Below are 17,098 nucleotides of genomic sequence, written 5' to 3' on the forward strand. Positions count from 1 at the left end.
TCCCGGGCGCGGCGCCCGCCCATGACCGTCGCGGGGCCCGGTGAACGCCGAGCCCCGCTGCCGCTCACCCGGCGGCGTGCAGCGGGCGAGCGCGCAGGGCCGCGACGGCCGGGACCAGACTCGCGAGCAGCCCGATGGCCACCACGGCACCGGCCAGCGGCAGGTACTGGTCCAGGGGAACGGCGAGCACCACCGCCCCGCCGCCGACGAGGGCGTGCCCCACGGCGGCCACCCCGGTCAGCGCCGTGGCGGTGCCCAGCGCCACCCCCGCCAGCGACACCGCCAGGGCCTCCCCCGCGACCATCCCGGCGACCTGGGCCCGCGAGGCCCCCACCAGGCGCAGCAGGGCGAAGCTGCGCGCGCGGGCCGACACGGAGACGACGAGGGCGTTGACCGCGCTCACCCCGGCGAAGCCCGCCACCAGGGCCACCATGAGCTGGGTGATCCACGCGTCCTCCTGGCCGATCCGGGCTTGGTCCGCGATGTGCCCGGCGCGGTCGGCGACCCGGAGCTCGGGCCCGGCGTCGATCGCCCCCTCCAGCAGGGAGGCCGTCCTCCCGGCGTCGGCCGAGGGGTCGAGCGCCACGTACAGGCCGTTGTGCAGGGTGTCGAGCATGCGGGGCGCGACGGCCTCCTCGGGCAGCAGGACGTCGGGGAAGTCGAGCCCGGCCCGGTACAGGACCGACACCCGGGCCGTGAACGCGGTGCCGTCGGGGCCGAGCAGCTCCACGGTCCGCCCCGCGCGCCACCCCCGGCTCAGGGCGGTGTCGGCGCGCACGGCGACGCCGCCGGTGCCGAAGTCCTCCCACGCGCCGTCCTCCACCGCCAGGTCGTGGATTCGCGGCACCGTCCCGGGTTCGACCAGGTGGGTGGTCAGGTACGGCCCGCCCGCGGAAGTGACGGTCTGCCGGTAGCCCCCGGCCGCGGCGACCCCGGGCACGTCCTCGGCGGCCTCGGCCGCGGACGCGGGCAGTCCCACGCCCAGGGCCCCGGTCACCACCAGGTCGGCGGCCAGGCGCTCGCCGTAGGCGCGCAGGCGGGCCTCGGTGGTGGTCGTCTCCTGGAAGAGCAGCAGGCACGCGACCGCCGTCGTCACCAGCAGGGGCGTCATGACGCCCGCCACCCGGCGGACGTCGGCGCGCGCCTCCCGGTCGGCGACGAGGGAGGCGGCGCTCCTGCGGGTGAGCGGGCGCAGCAGGAGCAGCGCCGCGTGGACCAGCACCGGCGAGAGCAGGACCGCGGCGGCGACGAGGACCAGCGCGGCGGAGACGGCGGCGGTCACCGCCACCACGGTTCCGGCCAGGCCCCAGGCCGTCGCGAACAGGGCCGCCGCACCGCACAGGGCCACGGCCCCGAGCACCGGGCGGGCACGGGAGAAGGGGACGGGTTCGGCCTGCGCCGCGCGCATCGCCTCCACGGGCGCGATCCGGCCCGCGGTGAGCGCGGGGCGCAAGGAGGCCGCCAGCGGCACGGCCAGGGCCAGCGCCGCGCCCGCCGCGAGCGCGGGCCGGCCCAGAAGCAGTTCGAACCCGTCCGGCAGCGTCCCCAGCGTCGCGAAGATCCTGGCCAGGAGCAGCGCCAGCGCCGAACCCACGAAGCAGGAGAGCACTGCGGCCACGCACCCCAGGACCAGGGCCTCCCCGACGACGAGTCGGCGCACCAGCCCCGGCCGGGCCCCGGCCAGGCGCAGGAGGGCGAACTCCCGGGCGCGGTCGCGCACGCTCAGGGAGAGCAGGCCCGCGACCGTGACGGCGGCCACCGCCAGCGCCAGTGCGGCCATGGTGCCCAGGAACCGGCCCATGCCCGAGGCCAGGTCCCGGTTGTGCCCGTCCAGCGCGAGCGCCGTGGCGCGTTCGTCCCCGGTGAGGACCCGGACGCCGGGCGCGGCCTCCTCGACCGCCCCGGCCAGCCGTTCGGGGTCGGTTCCCTCCCCGGGCCAGAGCGCGGCCACGACCGGGTCGCCGCCCCGCCGCGCGGCCTCGGCGGGTGGGAAGAACAGGGCCCGGTCCGGGGCGCCGCCGCGCTCGACGGTTCCGGTGACCAGGACGTCGGCGATCCCGTCGGAGGTCAGGACCCGCGCGCGGTCGCCGGGGGCGAGCCCGGCGTCGGCGGCGGTGCGGGTGTCGAGGACCACCTCGTTCCCGTTCTCGGGGGCCCGTCCGGTGACGGGGGTGAGCCCCTCGGCCTCGGCGAGCGCCCAGGAGTGGCCGAAGGAGCGGTCGGAGTGGCCGCCGAGCGTGCGGTCGGAGGTGACCACGTAGGCGGAGAAGGGCGCCTCGACCGCCGTCCGGCGCACGCCGGGGAGGCGTTCCAGTTCCGCCACGGTCCGCGGGTCCAGCCGGGGCGGTTCCCCCAGCGGTGAGGCGGTGATCCCGGCCGCCGCCTCCTCGGGGACGGCCGTCACCACGACCGGTGCCCGCGACAGCGTCCAGGACGCCCCGGCCCCTTCGGCGGCCACCCGTTCGGCCGAGTCCTGGAGGGCGAGGACGGCCGTGGCCAGCCCGGCGCCCAGGGCCACGGTCAGGACCGACAGGGCCAGCTGGCGCGCGCGGTCGGCGGCGCCGCGCAGAACCATCCGCATCACGCGGCACCGCCTCCCCCGCCGCCAGGGTCCGCCCCGTGGTGGCGCGGGTCCTCTTCGAGACGGTCCGGGCAGGGCGTCCGACCGGTCGGCGCCCCGGGTGACATGGTGGGCGGCGTCGTGGGCGGGGCCACGGCTACCGCCCCGGGCGGCGCGCCGTGGTGCGTCGGGCGGTTCACCGCTCCTCCAGACGCCGGATCCAGGCCAGGACGGAGTCCGCGGTGGGGTCGGCCAGCTCCCCCTGGACGAGGCCGTCGCGCAGCATGAGCACGCGGTCGGCGCGGGCGGCGGCGACGGGGTCGTGGGTGACCATGACGACGGTCTGCCCGTGGTCGGAGGCGGCCCGGCGCAGCGCTTCCAGGACACCGGCCCCGGAGCGTGAGTCGAGGTTGCCGGTGGGTTCGTCGGCCAGGAGCACGCTCGGCCGGTGCACCAGGGCGCGGGCGACGGCGACGCGCTGCTGCTGGCCCCCGGAGAGTTCGGAGGGCCGGTGGTCGAGGCGGTCGGTCAGGCCGAGCGAGTCCACGAGGTGGTCGTGCCACGCCTGGTCCCGGGGCAGGCCGGACAGGCACTGGCCGATGGTGATGTTCTCCCCGGCGGTGAGCGACGGGAGGAGGTTGAACGACTGGAAGACGAACCCGAACGCCCGTGCGCGCAGCCGGGTCAGGGCCGGTTCGGTGAGTCCGGTGATCGGTCGGCCCTCCACCGTCACCGTGCCCGCGTCGGGGCGGTCCAGCCCCGCCAGGCAGTGCAGGAGCGTGCTCTTGCCCGAGCCGGAGGGGCCCATGACCGCCGTGAACCCTCCCCGGGGGAAGGCCGCGTCCACCCCGGCCAGCGCGTGGACGGGAACGCCGCCCCGCCTGTGGGTCCTGGTCAGTCCGGTCGCCCGCAGCGCGTGGGGTGCGGCGTCGGCTCCGGTCCGGTTCCGGACGTGCCCGTCCATGGCGAACTCCGCTCGTCTCGTCGTGTGGAGGGGGTTCGGCTCCCTGTCCGGGCCCCGAGGAAGAGCCAAACACGGGGGCCGGTCCGCGTCACTGGGCCTGGACGGAGGTCCGGTGGTGGGGCGGCCCCCACCTCCGGGGCCCGGGCGACGGGTCGCGTTGGGCGGCGGGCGCGGCGCGACGTAGCGTGACCCCATGGAAATCGATCTGCGTACACGCACGGCCCTGGTGACCGGTTCGACCCAGGGCATCGGCCTGGCCATCGCCACGGCGCTGGCGCGCGCCGGGGCGACGGTGGCGGTCAACGGGCGCGGCGAGGAGAAGGTGGCCCGCGCGGTGGAGGCGATCGCCGAGCGGGTGCCCGGGGCCGCACTGGTGGCCGCGACCGCCGACGTGACCACCGAGGAGGGCGTCGACCGGCTCCGCGAGCTGCTCCCCCGGCTCGACGTGCTGGTCAACAACCTCGGGATCTTCGGGGCGCAGGACGCGCTCGACATCTCCGACGAGGAGTGGCGGCGCTACTTCGAGGTCAACGTGCTCTCCGCCGTGCGCCTGACCCGGGAGTTCCTGCCCGGGATGACGGAACGCGGGTGGGGCCGGGTGCTCAACATCGCCAGCGACTCGGCGGTGGTGATCCCGGCCGAGATGATCCACTACGGCATGTCCAAGACGGCGCTGCTCGCGGTCTCGCGGGGGTTCGCCAAGGAGGCCGCGGGCACGGGGGTGACCGTCAACTCGGTGATCGCCGGTCCCACCCACACCGGCGGTGTGGAGGACTTCGTCTACCAGCTCGTCGACCGGAACCTGCCCTGGGAGGAGGCGCAGCGGGAGTTCATGCGCCTGCACCGGCCGCAGTCGCTCCTGCAGCGGCTGATCGAACCCGAGGAGATCGCCAACATGGTCGCCTACCTGAGTTCGCCGCTGGCCTCGGCCACTACGGGGGCCGCCGTGCGGGTGGACGGCGGATACGTCGACTCCATCGTCCCCTGAGCACGCCCCCGGACGCCGGGCCGGGCCCGGGAGGGCTTCGACGCCCGGCGTCCGGGCACGGCGCGGCTCTCAGCCGGTTCCGCCCACGGACCGGTGGAGGCGGTCGGCGAGCGCCGCGGTGTGGCGGGCGAACTCCGGCGGGCCCTCGACCGTGAAGGGCAGGCCGGTGAGCGCGAGGACGACCGCGAGCCACTCGTGGGAGTCCACGCGGGCGGTGTAGCGCGCCCGGTCGGGGCCGACCGCCTCCAGGTCGCCGTCGATCCGGAAGATCCGCGCCGCCACCTCCCCGGCCGACGCGTCGAACAGGACCGACACCGTGTGCCGGGCCTCCCCCGTCCCGAAGCCCCGCTCCAGGTGGTCGGCCAGCGGTTCCCCGGGCAGCTCCCGGCGGGTGAAGGGCGCCCTGGTGGGGGTGACCGCGGCGATCCGGTCGAGCCGGAAGGTCCGCCAGTCGTCGCGCTCGCGGTCCCAGGCGAACAGGTACCAGCGCCGTCCGGACAGGACCAGCCGGTACGGGTCCACCCTGCGGCGCAGCTCGCGGCCGTCGCCGCCGCGGTGGAGCATCCGGACCCAGTGCCCGTCCGCGACGGCCTCGCCCAGGTCGGTGAGGACCCGTGTCCGCACGCCCGGCCACACCCGCTGCTCCGGTTCGACCGCCGCGGCCAGCGCTTTCGCCCGGCGGGCCAGGCGTGAGGGCAGCACCCGGCCGAACCGGGCCGGGGCCCGTTCCGCGCTCTCCTCCACGCCCTCCACCCTGCCGAGCCCGGCGGCGACGATCCGCAGGCCCAGGGCGGCGGCCACGACCTCGTCGTCCTCCAGGAGCAGGGGCGGCACCGCGCGGCCCGCGACCAGCCGGTAGTGGCCGCCGGGGCCGCGGAGGCCCTCCACCGCGTAGCCCAGCTCGCGCAGCCGGTCGATGTCGCGGCGCAGCGATCGCGGGCTGGTCTCCAGGGCCGCGGCCAGGTCCGCGCCGGGCCAGGCCCTGCCGGTCTGGAGCAGGGAGAGCAGGCGCAGCATCCGCGCACTCGTGTCGGCCATGCGGCCCATTCTCCGCCGGATTGTGGCCGGATTCCGACCGCAATCCACCCGTGTGACGCGTTCGGGGATCTGGCCGGGCGTTCCGGCAGTCCGGAAAGCGGGTTTGCACACGATCACCCGGGTGACAGAAGGGCACCGGTGGTGTGATCGTGGACACCACCGGCGTTCTTGTGGAATCGCCCCCCGTCGCTTCGGACGGAGACCTCACGCGCTGACCAGCGGTTCCCGGGAAAGGGAACGGCGCACGAGTCGCTTTGTGACCCCGCCGGATCACTCTGCGCGTCCGCCCCTTACTGAGAGTTTACCCGGACCGGGTAGACATAGACGGATCGGCCCCCACGGACCTGAGATAAGGATGTGCGCGACGTGATGGACTGGTTGAGCAACCTCTTCGGCGGAGCAGCCGAGGAAGCAGCCCAGGGAGTGTCCGACGCCGTGGGCGGGGTCGGCGAGGCCGTGGGCGGGGTCGGTGAGACCCTGGGCGGCGCCGGAGAGGCCGCGCAGGCCTACGGCGAGGGGGCCGTCGGCGGCTTCGCCGAAGGCGCCCAGGCCTACGGTGAAGAGGCCGTCGGTGGTTTCACCGAGGGCGCCCAGGCCTACGGCGAGGAGGCCGTGGGCGGTTTCCAGGACAGCGCCGCCGAGGCGGTCGGCGGCTTCCAGGACCAGGCGGACACCGTGAGCGGTATCGCGGAGGACCCGGGCGGCGCCGCCGCCGACCACTTCTTCGGCAACAACTGACCTTCCGCCCTCCGGCCCCGGCCGGGAGGGCGTGGCCCGCCCGGAGCACCCGTGCCCCGGGCGGGCCTTCGTGCGCCGCGAGGCCTTCGCGTCGCGTCCCGTCAGCCGGGGAACAGCCGGTCCGGGCGGCCGTGCGGAGCCCGTTTCCGGCATCCGGCCGGGAACCGCCTCCGAGCCCTTCCACGAGGGCGGGGACCGCGGTCGCCCTCCCGGGCCCGGAACCCTCGGCTCACCCCCGGCGCGGCCGGGCCGCCGAGAGCACGGTGAGCGCGGCCGCCTCCCTCGCGGTACCGGCCAGGAGTTCGTCGTTGACGACGCCGAAGCGCTCACGCAGGACGGCCGGGTCGGCGGCCCGCAGCGCCTCCAGCGAGTCGTACTCCCGGAAGGTCGGTACCAGCTCCTCCCAGGCGTCCTGCGAGGCGGTGGCCCGGCGACGCGCACGGTGTCGCCCGAGGGCGCGGCGGATATCTGGCGCGCCGCGCGGCGGTGAGCGGTGTCCGCCGCGCGGCCGTCGGCCGCGGGTCCGCCGGGGGTGGAGGTCCCGGCGGACCCGGTCCGGAGGAGGGGTCCGGACGGCCGGTCTGTTGGTCGTGGGGATCAGGTGAAGTTCACGTCACTGCACAGGTAGTAGACCTGGTCCATGTGGGAGGCCTGCCAGATCGTGAACACGATGTGGTGGCCGGACCTGCCCGAGGTGCTGACGTCGATGTAGCTGTCCAGTGCCGGCGCGTAGGAACCGGTCTCCTCGACCAGTTCGAGGTCGTCCCAGCCCAGGGCCTGGGTGGTCGGGTCGAAGCCCTGCTCGGTGACGTAGACGCGGAAGTAGTCCGCGCCGTGCTGGGCCTGGTCGTACAGGTGGAGGGTGAAGTCGTCGCCGACGTCGGTGGTCTTCCACGCGCCGACCGCGTCCATCGAGTCGTAGCGGCCGCCCTCGGTGTTGCCGCCGCTGCACAGGGTCCCGTCGGGGATCTGGCCCTGGTGGTCGCCGCCCACGTTGTCGCGGTACAGGCCGTTCCAGTTCCACATGGCGTTGGGGTTGTCCTGCCACGCCTGCCAGCACATGGGGTCTTCCTGCGCCATGTCCGGGTTGAGGTGGTCGCTGCCCCAGCGCTCCCAGCAGCCGTAGTTGCGGCTGGCGGGGTCCACGATCGAGCCGTGCGCGGAGGCGGGGGCGGCCATCGTGGTCAGGGCGACCAGGGGCACGGAGGCCAGGACGAGCGCGCGTGCGGCCCAGGTCCGGCGGGTGGTCCCGGTGCTCTCGGTGGTCTCGACGGCTTGGGGGGTCGTGCTTTCCATTGCGTTCTCCATCGTTCTCGGCTTGGTCAGCCGATCGACGGGAGCGCTCCCATAGCGCATGTTACCCCTCGGAGCCGAACCGAAACAGAGCGCGCGGAAAATCCTTGGCGCACTCTTCGGAGCAGGGGCCGCCGCCTTCGGCGCCACCAGCTCGCCCGCCGGGCGGGACACCGGCGTCACCGCCGCCCGCCCGCACCGCTGCGGCGAGGCGCGGCGGCCGGGCCGCGGCCGCCGCGGTGGGGCTGCCCACCGTGTCCGTCCGGCGACCACCGGTTATTACTGACCGGTTGTGAATCAGGTCACCACCTGCGCATTTCCCTCATGTGAACCGCGTACCAGAAATACTCCGGTCATATGGTGTTTACATATCACCATTGTCGGGCTACCGTTCAGGAAAGCGTTCCGGACCCGTAACACTCCGTCGCGGAAACCGGCAACGCCCTCGCACACACTGTTCACACCCATCCCCCTACACCCCCGCTCACCCCGACTGGGAGCGCTCCCAACCCTTCCGGTCCTTTTCGCTCAGCTTTACCCCGGATCTAAGGCATGCGAATGCAGCGTTCACCTCCATAAACGCAGGGAATTGTCCGCGTCTCCCGTCTGCCGGGCCCGAAATCACCGGCCCGGCACTTCCCAAGGCTCCTTCTGGCAACCCGCTTCCACAAGGAAAGAAGAGATGAGCACACCCCCCCGTGCCACGAACCCGCGTTCGTGGACACGACGCGGCCTGGCCGCGACCTCCGCCCTGGTGCTCGGCAGCACCCTGGCGGTCGCCTCCTCCGTACCCGCCAGTGCCGCGGCCGGTTGCGAGGTCGACTACCAACTCAACGACTGGGGCTCCGGCTTCACCGCGAGCGTGGAGATCACCAACCTCGGCGACGCGGTCAACGGCTGGACCCTGGAATGGGACTTCGCCGGAAACCAGCGGGTCACCAACTCCTGGAACGGCACCGTCACCCAGAGCGGACAGAGCGTCTCGGCCACCAACGCCGGGCACAACGCCTCCCTCTCCACCGACGGCACGGCCACTTTCGGCTTCCAGGGAACCTACTCAGGAAGCAACGCCGCGCCCACGGCCTTCGAACTCAACGGCGTGCTGTGCAGCGGTGACGTCGGGGAACCGGAAGAGCCGGAGGAGCCCGAGGAGCCCGAGGAGCCCGAGGAGCCCGAGGAGCCCGAGGAGCCCGAGGAGCCCGGCAACGACGGTCGGGTGGACAACCCGTACGTGGGCGCTGACGTCTACGTCAACCCGATCTGGTCGGCCAACGCCGCCGCTGAGCCCGGCGGGGACGCCGTGGCCGATGAGCCCACCGGGGTGTGGCTGGACCGCATCAGCGCCATCGAGGGCAACGACAGCCCCACCACCGGCAGCATGGGTCTGCGCGATCACCTGGACGAGGCCCTGGTGCAGGCCGATGGTGAACCGTTGGTGTTCCAGGTGGTCATCTACAACCTGCCCGGCCGTGACTGCGCCGCGTTGGCCTCCAACGGCGAGCTGGGCCCGGACGAGATCGACCGGTACAAGAACGACTACATCGACCCGATCGCCGAGATCCTGGCCGACTACGAGGACACCGAACTGCGGGTGGTGACCACGGTCGAGATCGACTCGCTGCCCAACCTGGTCACCAACGTCTCCCCCCGCGAGACCGCGACCGAGAACTGCGACGAGATGCTGGCCAACGGCAACTACGTCGAGGGGGTGGGCTACGCCCTGGCGCAGTTGGGCGCGATCGACAACGTCTACAACTACGTCGACGCCGGTCACCACGGGTGGATCGGCTGGCAGGACAACTTCACCGCCTCGGCGGCGCTGTTCTACGAGGCGGCCAACGCCGCCGGGGCCAGCCCGGAGGATGTGCACGGGTTCATCGCCAACACCGCGAACTACTCGGCGCTGGTGGAGGACAACTTCGCCATCGGTGAGACCATCGCGGGCACGCCGGTGCGCCAGTCGGACTGGGTGGACTGGAACCAGTTCACCGACGAGTTGTCCTTCTCCCAGGCGCTGCGTGAGGAGCTGGTGGGCCAGGGCTTCGATTCCGGGATCGGGATGCTCATCGACACCTCCCGTAACGGGTGGGGCGGACCGGACCGCCCGGACGGGCCGGGGCCGAGCACGGATGTGAACGCCTACGTGGACGGGGGCCGCTACGACCGCCGTATCCAGTCCGGGAACTGGTGCAACCAGTCCGGAGCCGGTCTGGGCGAGCGCCCCCAGACCGCTCCGGAGGCGGGCATCGACGCCTACGTGTGGATGAAGCCTCCGGGTGAGTCCGACGGCTCCAGTGAGTTCATCGAGAACCCCGAGGGCAAGGGCTTCGACCGGATGTGCGACCCCACCTATGAGGGCAACCCGCGCAACGGCTACAACATGAGCGGCGCGCTGCCCGACGCGCCGATCTCGGGTCACTGGTTCTCCGCGCAGTTCCAGGAGCTGCTGGCCAACGCCTACCCGCCCATCCAGTAACACCCCCAGATCTCGGCTCCCTTCCGAGACCGGGCGCCCGTCCACCCCCGGGGGTGGACGGGCGTCCGCCATGTGCGGGCCCTGGGATCATGGGACGAAGCTCCGGGCGGCGCGGCCCCGGACACCGGACTTGGGGGAAACGCGTGGCGGCACCGCTGGAGACCGACACCGTCGTGGTCGGACTGGGAGCCATGGGGGCGCAGGCCCTGTGGCGTCTGGCCCGGCGTGGTGTGGACGTGATCGGGGTCGAGCAGTTCACGCCCGGGCACGACCGGGGCTCCAGCCACGGCGAGTCCCGCATCATCCGCACCGCCTACATGGAGGGCGCCGCCTACGTGCCGTTCGTGCGGTCGGCCTGGCGCGCGTGGTCGGAGCTGGAGGAGGCCTCCGGGACCCGGCTCGTGGTGCGCACCGGCGCCCTCATGCTCGGCGCGCCGGACAGCCCCGCCGTCACCGGGTCGGTCGCCGCCGCCGAACACCACGGCCTCCCCCACCAGGTGCTCTCCCGCGACCAGGTCGCCGAGCGCTTCCCCCAGCACGTGCTGCGCCCGGGTGAGGTGGGCGTCTTCGAGGAGGACGCCGGTGTGGTCCTGCCCGAGGCCGCGATCACGGCGGCCGTGCGGCTCGCGCGGCAGGCGGGCGCGCGGGTGCTCACCGGAGCCCGGGCGACCCGCGTCGTCCCCGACCCGGACCGCCCCCGTGTGGTGGTCGGGGACACCGTGGTCCGGGCCCGCCGGGTGGTCGTCACCGCAGGGTCCTGGCTGCCGCGGCTGGTGCCCGAGATGGCGGAGCTGGGCGGCGGCCTGCGGGTGGAGCGGCGGGTGCTGGGCTGGTTCCGCACCACGCGGGACCCGTCCCCGCACGCGCACGGGCCCGTGTTCGCCCGGGACGAGGACGACTGCACGTGGTACGGGTTCCCCAGCATGGACGGCGGGCGGACCGTCAAGATCGGGGTGCACGCCGAGGCCACGGGGAACAGGGGCGAGGGCGCCCAGTGGGGCGAGCCGGTCGACCCCGACGCGGGGCCGCGGGAGCCCGACGCCGCCGACGCGCGGCGGCTCGGACGGCTGGCCGCCGGACTGAGCGGTGTGGCCCCGCTCCCCGAGCGGATGGCGTCGTGCATGTACACGATGACGCCGGACGAGCACTTCGTCATCGGTCAGCGCCGCGAACTGCCCGGACTGGTGCTGGCGGGGGGCTTCTCGGGGCACGGCTACAAGTTCGCCTCCGCGGTCGGGGAGGCGCTGGCCGACCTCGCCCGGCACGGGCGCACGGATCTGGCCGTGGACCTGTTCGACCCGCACCGCTGGGACTGAACCGGGCGGTTCGCGGGCGGCCTGGGCCCCGGGGCGGGGTGCGCCCGGCGCGTACAGGCGTGCGATCATCGCTTCCACGCGCGGCGCGAGCGCGGCCTCACCGCCCCTCCCTCCGGAAGGACCGCCATGAACAGTCCCACCGTCCCGCGGACCGCGCTCGTCACGGGCGCGTCGTCGGGGATCGGCGCCGCCGTCGCCGCGGAGCTGGTCCGCCGCGGCTACCGCGTGTACGGGACCAGCCGCGACCCCGGGGCGGTGGCCGAGCCGGTCCCGGGCGTGGAGTACCTGGCCCTGGACTTGGCCGACGGGGCGTCGGTCGAGGCGTGCGCGGCCGCCGCGGGCGACGTGGACGTGCTGGTCAACAATGCCGGGGAGAGTCAGAGCGGGCCCTTCGAGGAGCTGCCGCCGGAGGCGGTGGAGCGGTTGTTCCGGATCAACGTGTTCGGCGCGGTGCGGCTCACCCAGCTGTTGCTGCCGGGGATGCGCGCCCGGGAGTACGGGCGCGTGGTGATGGTGGGTTCGATGCTGGCGAGCTTCCCGCTGGCCTACCGGTCCTCCTACGTGGCCTCCAAGGCGGCGCTCAAGGGGTTCGCGAACGCGCTGCGCCGCGAGGTGTCCCCGTACGGGGTGGGGGTGGCCACGGTCGAGCCGGGGTCGATCAACACCGGCATCAGCGAACGGCGGACCCAGTACCTGCGGGAGGGGTCGCCGTTCGCGGCCGAGTACCGCACCATGCTCAGGGCGCTCAACGCCAACGAGGCGTCGGGGATCGCTCCGGGGGCGGTGGCCCGGACGGTCGTGCGCGCCGTCGAGGCGGACCCGCCACGGCCGTTCTACGCGGTGGGCAGCAACGCCCCGGTGGTCTTCGCGCTGCGGCGGCTGTTCCCGCGCTCGCTCGTCCTGCGCATGGTCGCCCGCAGGCACGGGCTGTAGCCGCGGACGCGCCCGGGGCCCGAACGTCCTGGCCCCCCGGCTCCCTCGGGGCCCGGGCGGGCGGTCCCGCCGTGTCCGAGGGGTTGCGGGCGGCGTGTCCCCGGTCCCGGGTAGGTTGTCCCGACCGCAGGACACCGCCCGCCCCGGGTCCTTCCGGGGCGGGGTACAGCGACGGAGCCGCCGTGAAACAGCAGATCCACTTCATCACCCTGGCCACGGCCGACCTGGACGCCGCCCGCGCGTTCTACCGGGACGGGCTCGGCTGGGAACCGCTCATGGACGTCCCCGGGGAAATCGTCTTCTTCCAGGTCGCGCCGGGGCAGGTCCTGGGCCTGTTCGACGCGGAGAAGTTCGACCGCGACCTGGGGCGCACGCCCGGCACGACCGGGGTGTCGGGGATGACGCTGTCGCACAACGTCGACGGCCCCGAGGAGGTCGAACGGACCGTGGAGGCCATGGCACGGGCGGGCGCGCGGGTGCTCAAGACCCCGCAGCCGGGCGCGTTCGGCGGCATCTTCCACGCCCACGTGCAGGACCCCAACGGCGTGGTGTGGGAGATCGCGCACAACCCGGGCTGGCGTGTGGACGAGACCGGGCGGGTCGTGCTCGGCTGAGGCGCCGGCGCCCGCCCGCCGCAGGGGCGGGCGGGTCCCCGGCGGCGCCGGGCGGTCGCGAGGCCCCGGGGCCGGGCCGGTTCACGGTTCCAGGGGGCGCAGGCGGATGTCGTGGCCCTCGGAGTCGGCCGCCGCGAAGCGCAGCAGCCGTGCGCCCTCCTCGGTGACCGCCTCCTCCTCGGCCGGGGTGAGCGGGGCGAACAGCCGCACGTCCAGTACGGCGGGGCCGCCGCCCCGGGTCCGCTCGATCCGCCACAGCCCGCGCACGAACCCGTCCACGGTCAGCGGCGGCTCGACCACGATGTGGGGGCGCTGGTGGTCGGCGACGACGCGGGAGCGGTCGTCGTAGGAGACGAGCACGTTGTCGAGCAGCGCCAGGAAGCGGACCGGCGCGGGCGTGTCGGGGTCGGGGCGGGGCGCGTCGGGCAGGTCGAACAGCTCGCGGCCGTCCGGGTCGCGCAGGACCCGCAGCCGCGACCGCAGGCCCTCCACGACCGCGCGCATGCGGGTCATCCCGCTCCAGGCCTGGACGTCCTTGGCGGTGGCCGGGCCGAACGCGGCGAGGTAGCGCAGTACGAGGGTGTCCGGGGAGGGTTCGGCGGCCAGCGGCGCGCCGAGCCACTCCTCGGCGAGGGTGAAGGGTGTGGCGCCGCGCCGTCCCCACGTGCCGTCGGGCGGCGGGTGCAGGACGGGCAGGAGCCCCTGGGCCGAACGGGCCAGGGCGACGGGGGCGCGTCCGGGCCAGCGCTCGGCCAGGGCCCGGCCCAGGTCGGGGCGGGAGAGTCCGCCGTCGGCGAGGAGCGCGCGTGCCGCGGCGGCCAGCTCGGCGGGGTCGACACCGGGCAGGTCCCGGCCGAAGGCGCCCTTCTGCCAGCGGGCCAGCATGGGGTGCAGGGCCGGGCGCAGCCACAGGTAGTCGGCGGCGGTGACCAGGTGCTGGGTGCCCCGCAGGAGGGTGGCGCGCACGACGTCGCGGCTGTGCAGGAGCCCGGTGAGGTCCTCGATCCGGAAGTCCCGGACACGGGACCACAGGCCCACGTAGGGCGGTTCGGGGTCCTGCGCCTGGAGTCCGACGAGGTGGCGGACGACTTCTGCGGCGGTGTGGTCGGTGGTCCGGCCGAGGAGCAGTTGGCGGGACAGGGTCGCCCGGTTGAGGGCGCGGCGGTCGAGCGCGGTCATGGACGCGACTCTAGGAGGGGTGGAGGTCATCCGCTGTCCTCCACTCGTCCGCGGGGGAGGTCACCGCGTGCGGCCCTGCGGGCGGTCGGAAGCACCGGGTGTGCGGTCGGGGGCGCGGGATGGGCGGTCGGAGGCGCGGGATGGGCGGTCGGGAACGCGGGGGCGCGGGGGCGCGGGGTGGACGGGTCGGCCGGTGGAGGGGCGTGTTCGGGGCGGGGCGGCGCGGGCGTCGGCGGAGGTTGTCCTAGGTTGGGCGGGAGAACCGCAGCCAACCGAGAGAGGTGCCGCGTGAGCAGCGTCGTCAAGTTCAACGTCCTGACCGTCCCCGAAGGCGCGGGGGCGACCCTGGAGGAGCGTTTCGCCAAGCGCGCCGGGCTCGTGGAGGACCAGCCCGGGTTCGAGGAGTTCCAGCTGCTGCGCCCGGTCGAGGGCACCGACAAGTACCTCGTCTACACCCGGTGGCGGTCCGAGGAGGACTTCCAGAACTGGGTGAACGGCCAGGCCTTCCGGAAGGGGCACGCCCAGGCCGCCGCGGACGCCCAGAAGGAGGGCGCACCGGCCGGGCACGGCCAGGGCCACGGGCACGGGCACGGCGGCCCGGCCGCGACCAACAGCGAGATCTGGGGCTTCGAGGTCGTCCAGCGGGTCTCGGCCCGGTCCTGACCGCCGCGGCGGGCGCCCGCACCCCGCGGCCCGGACGGGTCAGCGGGGCTTGCGGGCCTCGATGAGGAAGCGGGTCGTGGTGGCTCTGAACGACCCCTCGCGCTCGATGTGCTCGTGCATGTCCCGGAGCCGGTCCCGGTAGGCCTCCACGGTGAACCCGGGCACCATCCAGACCACCTTGCGCAGGAAGTACACGACCGCGCCGACGTCGAAGAACTCCGTGCGCAGCCGCTCCATGCGCAGGTCGGTCACCTCCAGCCCGGCCGCCCGCGCCCCCTCGCGCGCCTGGTCCGGGTGGCGGGAGGCGCGCGCCTCCTCGGGCTGCGGCCCCAGGAAGAACTCCACCACCTCGAAGACGCTCGCCGGGCCCACCTGCTGGGACAGGTAGGTTCCGCCCGGAGCCAGGACCCGGGCGATCTCCCCCCACCACACGGTCACCGGATGGCGGGAGACCACCAGGTCGAAGGCGCCGTCCGCGAAGGGCAGCGGCGGCTCGTCCTCGTCGGCGACGACCACGACCCCCAGCGGGTGGAGCAGCCGGGTGGCCTCGGCGATGTTGGGCGGCCAGGACTCCGTCGCCGCGGTCAGGGGCGGGCGTTCGGGGACCCCCGCCAGCACCTCGCCGCCGCCGGTCTGGATGTCGAGCGCGGCGCTCGCGCGGGCCATGTACCCGGCCATGGTGCGCTGGTAGCCCCAGGAGGGGCGCTGTTCCGTGGCCCGGCCCTCAAACCAGGAGAAGTCCCAGCCGTGTGTCGGCTCCGCGTCGGCCTCGGCGACGAGCGCGTCGAAATCGCGTCCCATGGCGGCATCCTCCCCCGGGCGCCGCGGCCGGGTCCAGCGGTTTTCCCTCCCCCGGCCGAAGGAGCTGATCCGGCGGCGCGCGAGGATGGTGGACCATGAGAACCCTCGCCCGTCTTGTCGGCCTCGTGGCCCCCGCGCCCGCCGTCGCGGCCGGTCTGGTCGCCGTGCTGGTCGGGGTGACCAGTTCGGCCGCGATCGTGTTCACCGCGGCCGAGGCCGCCGGCGCCTCCTCCGAGCAGACCGCCTCGTGGATGCTGGCCCTGGGTGTGGGCATGGCGGTGACCTGTGTGGGACTGTCCCTGCGCCACCGGGCCCCGATCGTGACCGCCTGGTCCACGCCCGGTGCCGCGCTGCTGGCGGTGGGCCTGGACGGGGTGACGATGGCGCAGGCGGTGGGGGCGTTCCTGTTCTCGGCCGCGCTGATCACCCTGAGCGGTGTCACCGGGTGGTTCGAGAGGGTCATGGACCGCGTGCCGGTGCCGCTCGCGGCGGGACTGCTGGCCGGGGTGCTGCTCCAGTTCGGCATGGGGCTGTTCACGAGCATGGAGGACGACTTCGCGGTCGTGTTCGCCATGTTCGCGGCATACCTGCTGAGCCGCCGGTGGCTGCCGCGCTACGCGGTCATCGTGTCCCTGGTGGCGGGTGGTGCAGCCGCGGCGCTGCGCGGGACCCTGGACCTGAGCGGGGTGACCCCGTCGCTGGCCCGGCCGGTGTTCGTGGCTCCAGAGTTCTCCTGGCAGGTGCTGGTGAGCGTGGGGCTGCCGCTGTTCGTGGTGACCATGGCCTCGCAGAACCTGCCGGGGGTCGCGGTGCTGCGGGGCGACGGCTACCGGGTGCCGATCTCGCCGGTGATCGGGTGGACCGGGGCGACCAACCTGGTACTGGCGCCGTTCGGGTGCTTCGGGATGAACCTGGCCGCGATCACCGCGGCCATCTGCACGGGACCGCAGGCGCACCCCGACCGCGAGCGCCGCTACCTGGCCGGGGTGTGGGCGGGGGTCTTCTACCTGTGCGTGGGCGTCTTCGGCGCGACGGTGGCGTCGCTGCTGGCCGCGCTGCCGCCGCCGCTGATCCTGGGGATCGCCGGTCTGGGCCTGCTCGGAACGATCGGGGGTTCGCTGGCGTCGGCGCTGGGGGACGAGCGCTCACGGGAGGCCGCGGTGGTGACCTTCCTGGCGACGGCTTCGGGGTTCACCCTGTTCGGTGTGGGGTCGGCCTTCTGGGGTCTGCTGGCGGGTGTGCTGACGCTGGCGGTGACCCGTTCCTGGCAGCGGTCCCGGCGCACGGCTCCGGACGGCGGCGCCGAGCGGGGCACCGGGGACGTGCGGGAGCCCGAGGAGGCCGGGGAGGCCAGGGAAGCCGAAGAGGCGGTGAAGGCCGCAGGGGCCGCCCGGGGAAGGGACGGCGGAGCGCGGGAGGCCGCCGGAGCACCGGCGGACGAAACACGGATGGCCGACGGGACACACAGGGCAGAGGGGTCCGGGGAGTCCGGTGATCCCGGTGCGGACAGCCGGTCGGGACGCGGTTGAGGGGGC

At 74.4% G+C, this 17,098-nt stretch carries 14 protein-coding genes; 8 read left to right on the forward strand and 6 right to left on the reverse strand.

Translation table 11 applies throughout. From position 1 onward, the window contains the following. Window positions 1-64: 64 nt before the first annotated feature. Together AC0VX6_RS21530 and AC0VX6_RS21535 are read right to left on the reverse strand one after the other, a co-directional pair. Entirely contained in the window at window positions 65-2,581 is a 2,517-nt protein-coding gene (locus AC0VX6_RS21530) for an ABC transporter permease (RefSeq protein WP_475469411.1), read from the reverse strand. Between the two features lie 175 nt (window positions 2,582-2,756). Beyond that, entirely contained in the window at window positions 2,757-3,524 is a 768-nt protein-coding gene (locus AC0VX6_RS21535) for an ABC transporter ATP-binding protein (protein WP_274974384.1), read from the reverse strand. A gap of 193 nt (window positions 3,525-3,717) precedes the next feature. Here AC0VX6_RS21535 and AC0VX6_RS21540 point away from each other — a divergent pair, with 193 nt between their 5' ends. Further along, window positions 3,718-4,512, forward strand: coding sequence for an SDR family NAD(P)-dependent oxidoreductase (locus tag AC0VX6_RS21540; protein ID WP_475465814.1), 795 nt, complete (start codon window positions 3,718-3,720; stop codon window positions 4,510-4,512). 69 nt (window positions 4,513-4,581) lie between these two features. On the opposite strand, the gene AC0VX6_RS21545 is transcribed toward AC0VX6_RS21540, so the two are convergent. Further along, window positions 4,582-5,550 carry a helix-turn-helix transcriptional regulator gene (locus AC0VX6_RS21545; RefSeq protein WP_475465816.1) on the reverse strand — a complete coding sequence of 323 codons (969 nt, stop codon included), beginning with the start codon at window positions 5,548-5,550 and terminating at the stop codon, window positions 4,582-4,584. 357 nt (window positions 5,551-5,907) lie between these two features. Between AC0VX6_RS21545 and AC0VX6_RS21550 the strand changes: the two genes are divergently transcribed. Further along, on the forward strand, window positions 5,908-6,288 hold the full coding sequence (locus AC0VX6_RS21550; protein ID WP_475465818.1) for a hypothetical protein: 381 nt from the start codon (window positions 5,908-5,910) through the stop codon (window positions 6,286-6,288). 597 nt (window positions 6,289-6,885) lie between these two features. Here the strand turns inward: AC0VX6_RS21550 and AC0VX6_RS21555 are convergent. Continuing rightward, window positions 6,886-7,584 (reverse strand): lytic polysaccharide monooxygenase auxiliary activity family 9 protein, encoded by a 699-nt coding sequence (locus AC0VX6_RS21555; RefSeq protein ID WP_274974391.1) that lies wholly within the window; start codon window positions 7,582-7,584, stop codon window positions 6,886-6,888. A 679-nt stretch (window positions 7,585-8,263) separates the two neighbouring features. Here AC0VX6_RS21555 and AC0VX6_RS21560 point away from each other — a divergent pair. The 4 genes from AC0VX6_RS21560 to AC0VX6_RS21575 all read left to right on the forward strand — a co-directional run bounded on the left by AC0VX6_RS21560 (window position 8,264) and on the right by AC0VX6_RS21575 (window position 12,920). Beyond that, window positions 8,264-10,057, forward strand: coding sequence for a glycoside hydrolase family 6 protein (locus AC0VX6_RS21560; RefSeq protein WP_475465820.1), 1,794 nt, complete (start codon window positions 8,264-8,266; stop codon window positions 10,055-10,057). Window positions 10,058-10,200: 143 nt separating this feature from the next. Beyond that, window positions 10,201-11,373: an N-methyl-L-tryptophan oxidase gene (gene solA / locus AC0VX6_RS21565; protein ID WP_475465822.1), complete on the forward strand. Its 1,173-nt coding sequence runs from the start codon at window positions 10,201-10,203 to the stop codon at window positions 11,371-11,373. Between the two features lie 126 nt (window positions 11,374-11,499). Then, the gene (locus tag AC0VX6_RS21570) at window positions 11,500-12,306 is read left to right on the forward strand and encodes an SDR family oxidoreductase (protein WP_475465824.1); all 807 of its coding nucleotides are present in this window, start codon (window positions 11,500-11,502) and stop codon (window positions 12,304-12,306) included. A 182-nt stretch (window positions 12,307-12,488) separates the two neighbouring features. Further along, complete coding sequence (locus tag AC0VX6_RS21575; protein ID WP_274974395.1) at window positions 12,489-12,920, forward strand: VOC family protein; 432 nt, start codon at window positions 12,489-12,491, stop codon at window positions 12,918-12,920. A gap of 81 nt (window positions 12,921-13,001) precedes the next feature. On the opposite strand, the gene AC0VX6_RS21580 is transcribed toward AC0VX6_RS21575, so the two are convergent. After that, window positions 13,002-14,099: a winged helix DNA-binding domain-containing protein gene (locus AC0VX6_RS21580; protein WP_475465826.1), complete on the reverse strand. Its 1,098-nt coding sequence runs from the start codon at window positions 14,097-14,099 to the stop codon at window positions 13,002-13,004. A gap of 288 nt (window positions 14,100-14,387) precedes the next feature. On the opposite strand from AC0VX6_RS21580, the gene AC0VX6_RS21585 reads away from it, so the two are divergent. Beyond that, window positions 14,388-14,762: an antibiotic biosynthesis monooxygenase family protein gene (locus tag AC0VX6_RS21585; protein WP_274974397.1), complete on the forward strand. Its 375-nt coding sequence runs from the start codon at window positions 14,388-14,390 to the stop codon at window positions 14,760-14,762. 39 nt (window positions 14,763-14,801) lie between these two features. Here AC0VX6_RS21585 and AC0VX6_RS21590 read toward each other — a convergent pair whose 3' ends face one another. Then, window positions 14,802-15,563, reverse strand: coding sequence for a class I SAM-dependent methyltransferase (locus tag AC0VX6_RS21590; protein ID WP_274974398.1), 762 nt, complete (start codon window positions 15,561-15,563; stop codon window positions 14,802-14,804). Window positions 15,564-15,658: 95 nt separating this feature from the next. Between AC0VX6_RS21590 and AC0VX6_RS21595 the strand changes: the two genes are divergently transcribed. Continuing rightward, window positions 15,659-17,092, forward strand: a complete 1,434-nt coding sequence (locus tag AC0VX6_RS21595; protein ID WP_475465828.1) for a benzoate/H(+) symporter BenE family transporter — start codon at window positions 15,659-15,661, stop codon at window positions 17,090-17,092. The last annotated feature ends 6 nt before the right edge of the window (window positions 17,093-17,098 follow it).

The organism is Nocardiopsis sp. iso_25 (genome assembly GCF_056173305.1).

Bases quoted from the DNA above. Each gene is read 5' to 3' on its own strand.
- AC0VX6_RS21530 (WP_475469411.1), bottom strand. From the start codon at position 2,581: ATGCGGATGGTTCTGCGCGGCGCCGCCGACCGCGCGCGCCAGCTGGCC.
- AC0VX6_RS21535 (WP_274974384.1), bottom strand. From the start codon at position 3,524: ATGGACGGGCACGTCCGGAACCGGACCGGAGCCGACGCCGCACCCCAC.
- AC0VX6_RS21540 (WP_475465814.1), top strand. From the start codon at position 3,718: ATGGAAATCGATCTGCGTACACGCACGGCCCTGGTGACCGGTTCGACC.
- AC0VX6_RS21545 (WP_475465816.1), bottom strand. From the start codon at position 5,550: ATGGCCGACACGAGTGCGCGGATGCTGCGCCTGCTCTCCCTGCTCCAG.
- AC0VX6_RS21555 (WP_274974391.1), bottom strand. From the start codon at position 7,584: ATGGAAAGCACGACCCCCCAAGCCGTCGAGACCACCGAGAGCACCGGG.
- AC0VX6_RS21560 (WP_475465820.1), top strand. From the start codon at position 8,264: ATGAGCACACCCCCCCGTGCCACGAACCCGCGTTCGTGGACACGACGC.
- AC0VX6_RS21570 (WP_475465824.1), top strand. From the start codon at position 11,500: ATGAACAGTCCCACCGTCCCGCGGACCGCGCTCGTCACGGGCGCGTCG.
- AC0VX6_RS21580 (WP_475465826.1), bottom strand. From the start codon at position 14,099: ATGACCGCGCTCGACCGCCGCGCCCTCAACCGGGCGACCCTGTCCCGC.
- AC0VX6_RS21590 (WP_274974398.1), bottom strand. From the start codon at position 15,563: ATGGGACGCGATTTCGACGCGCTCGTCGCCGAGGCCGACGCGGAGCCG.
- AC0VX6_RS21595 (WP_475465828.1), top strand. From the start codon at position 15,659: ATGAGAACCCTCGCCCGTCTTGTCGGCCTCGTGGCCCCCGCGCCCGCC.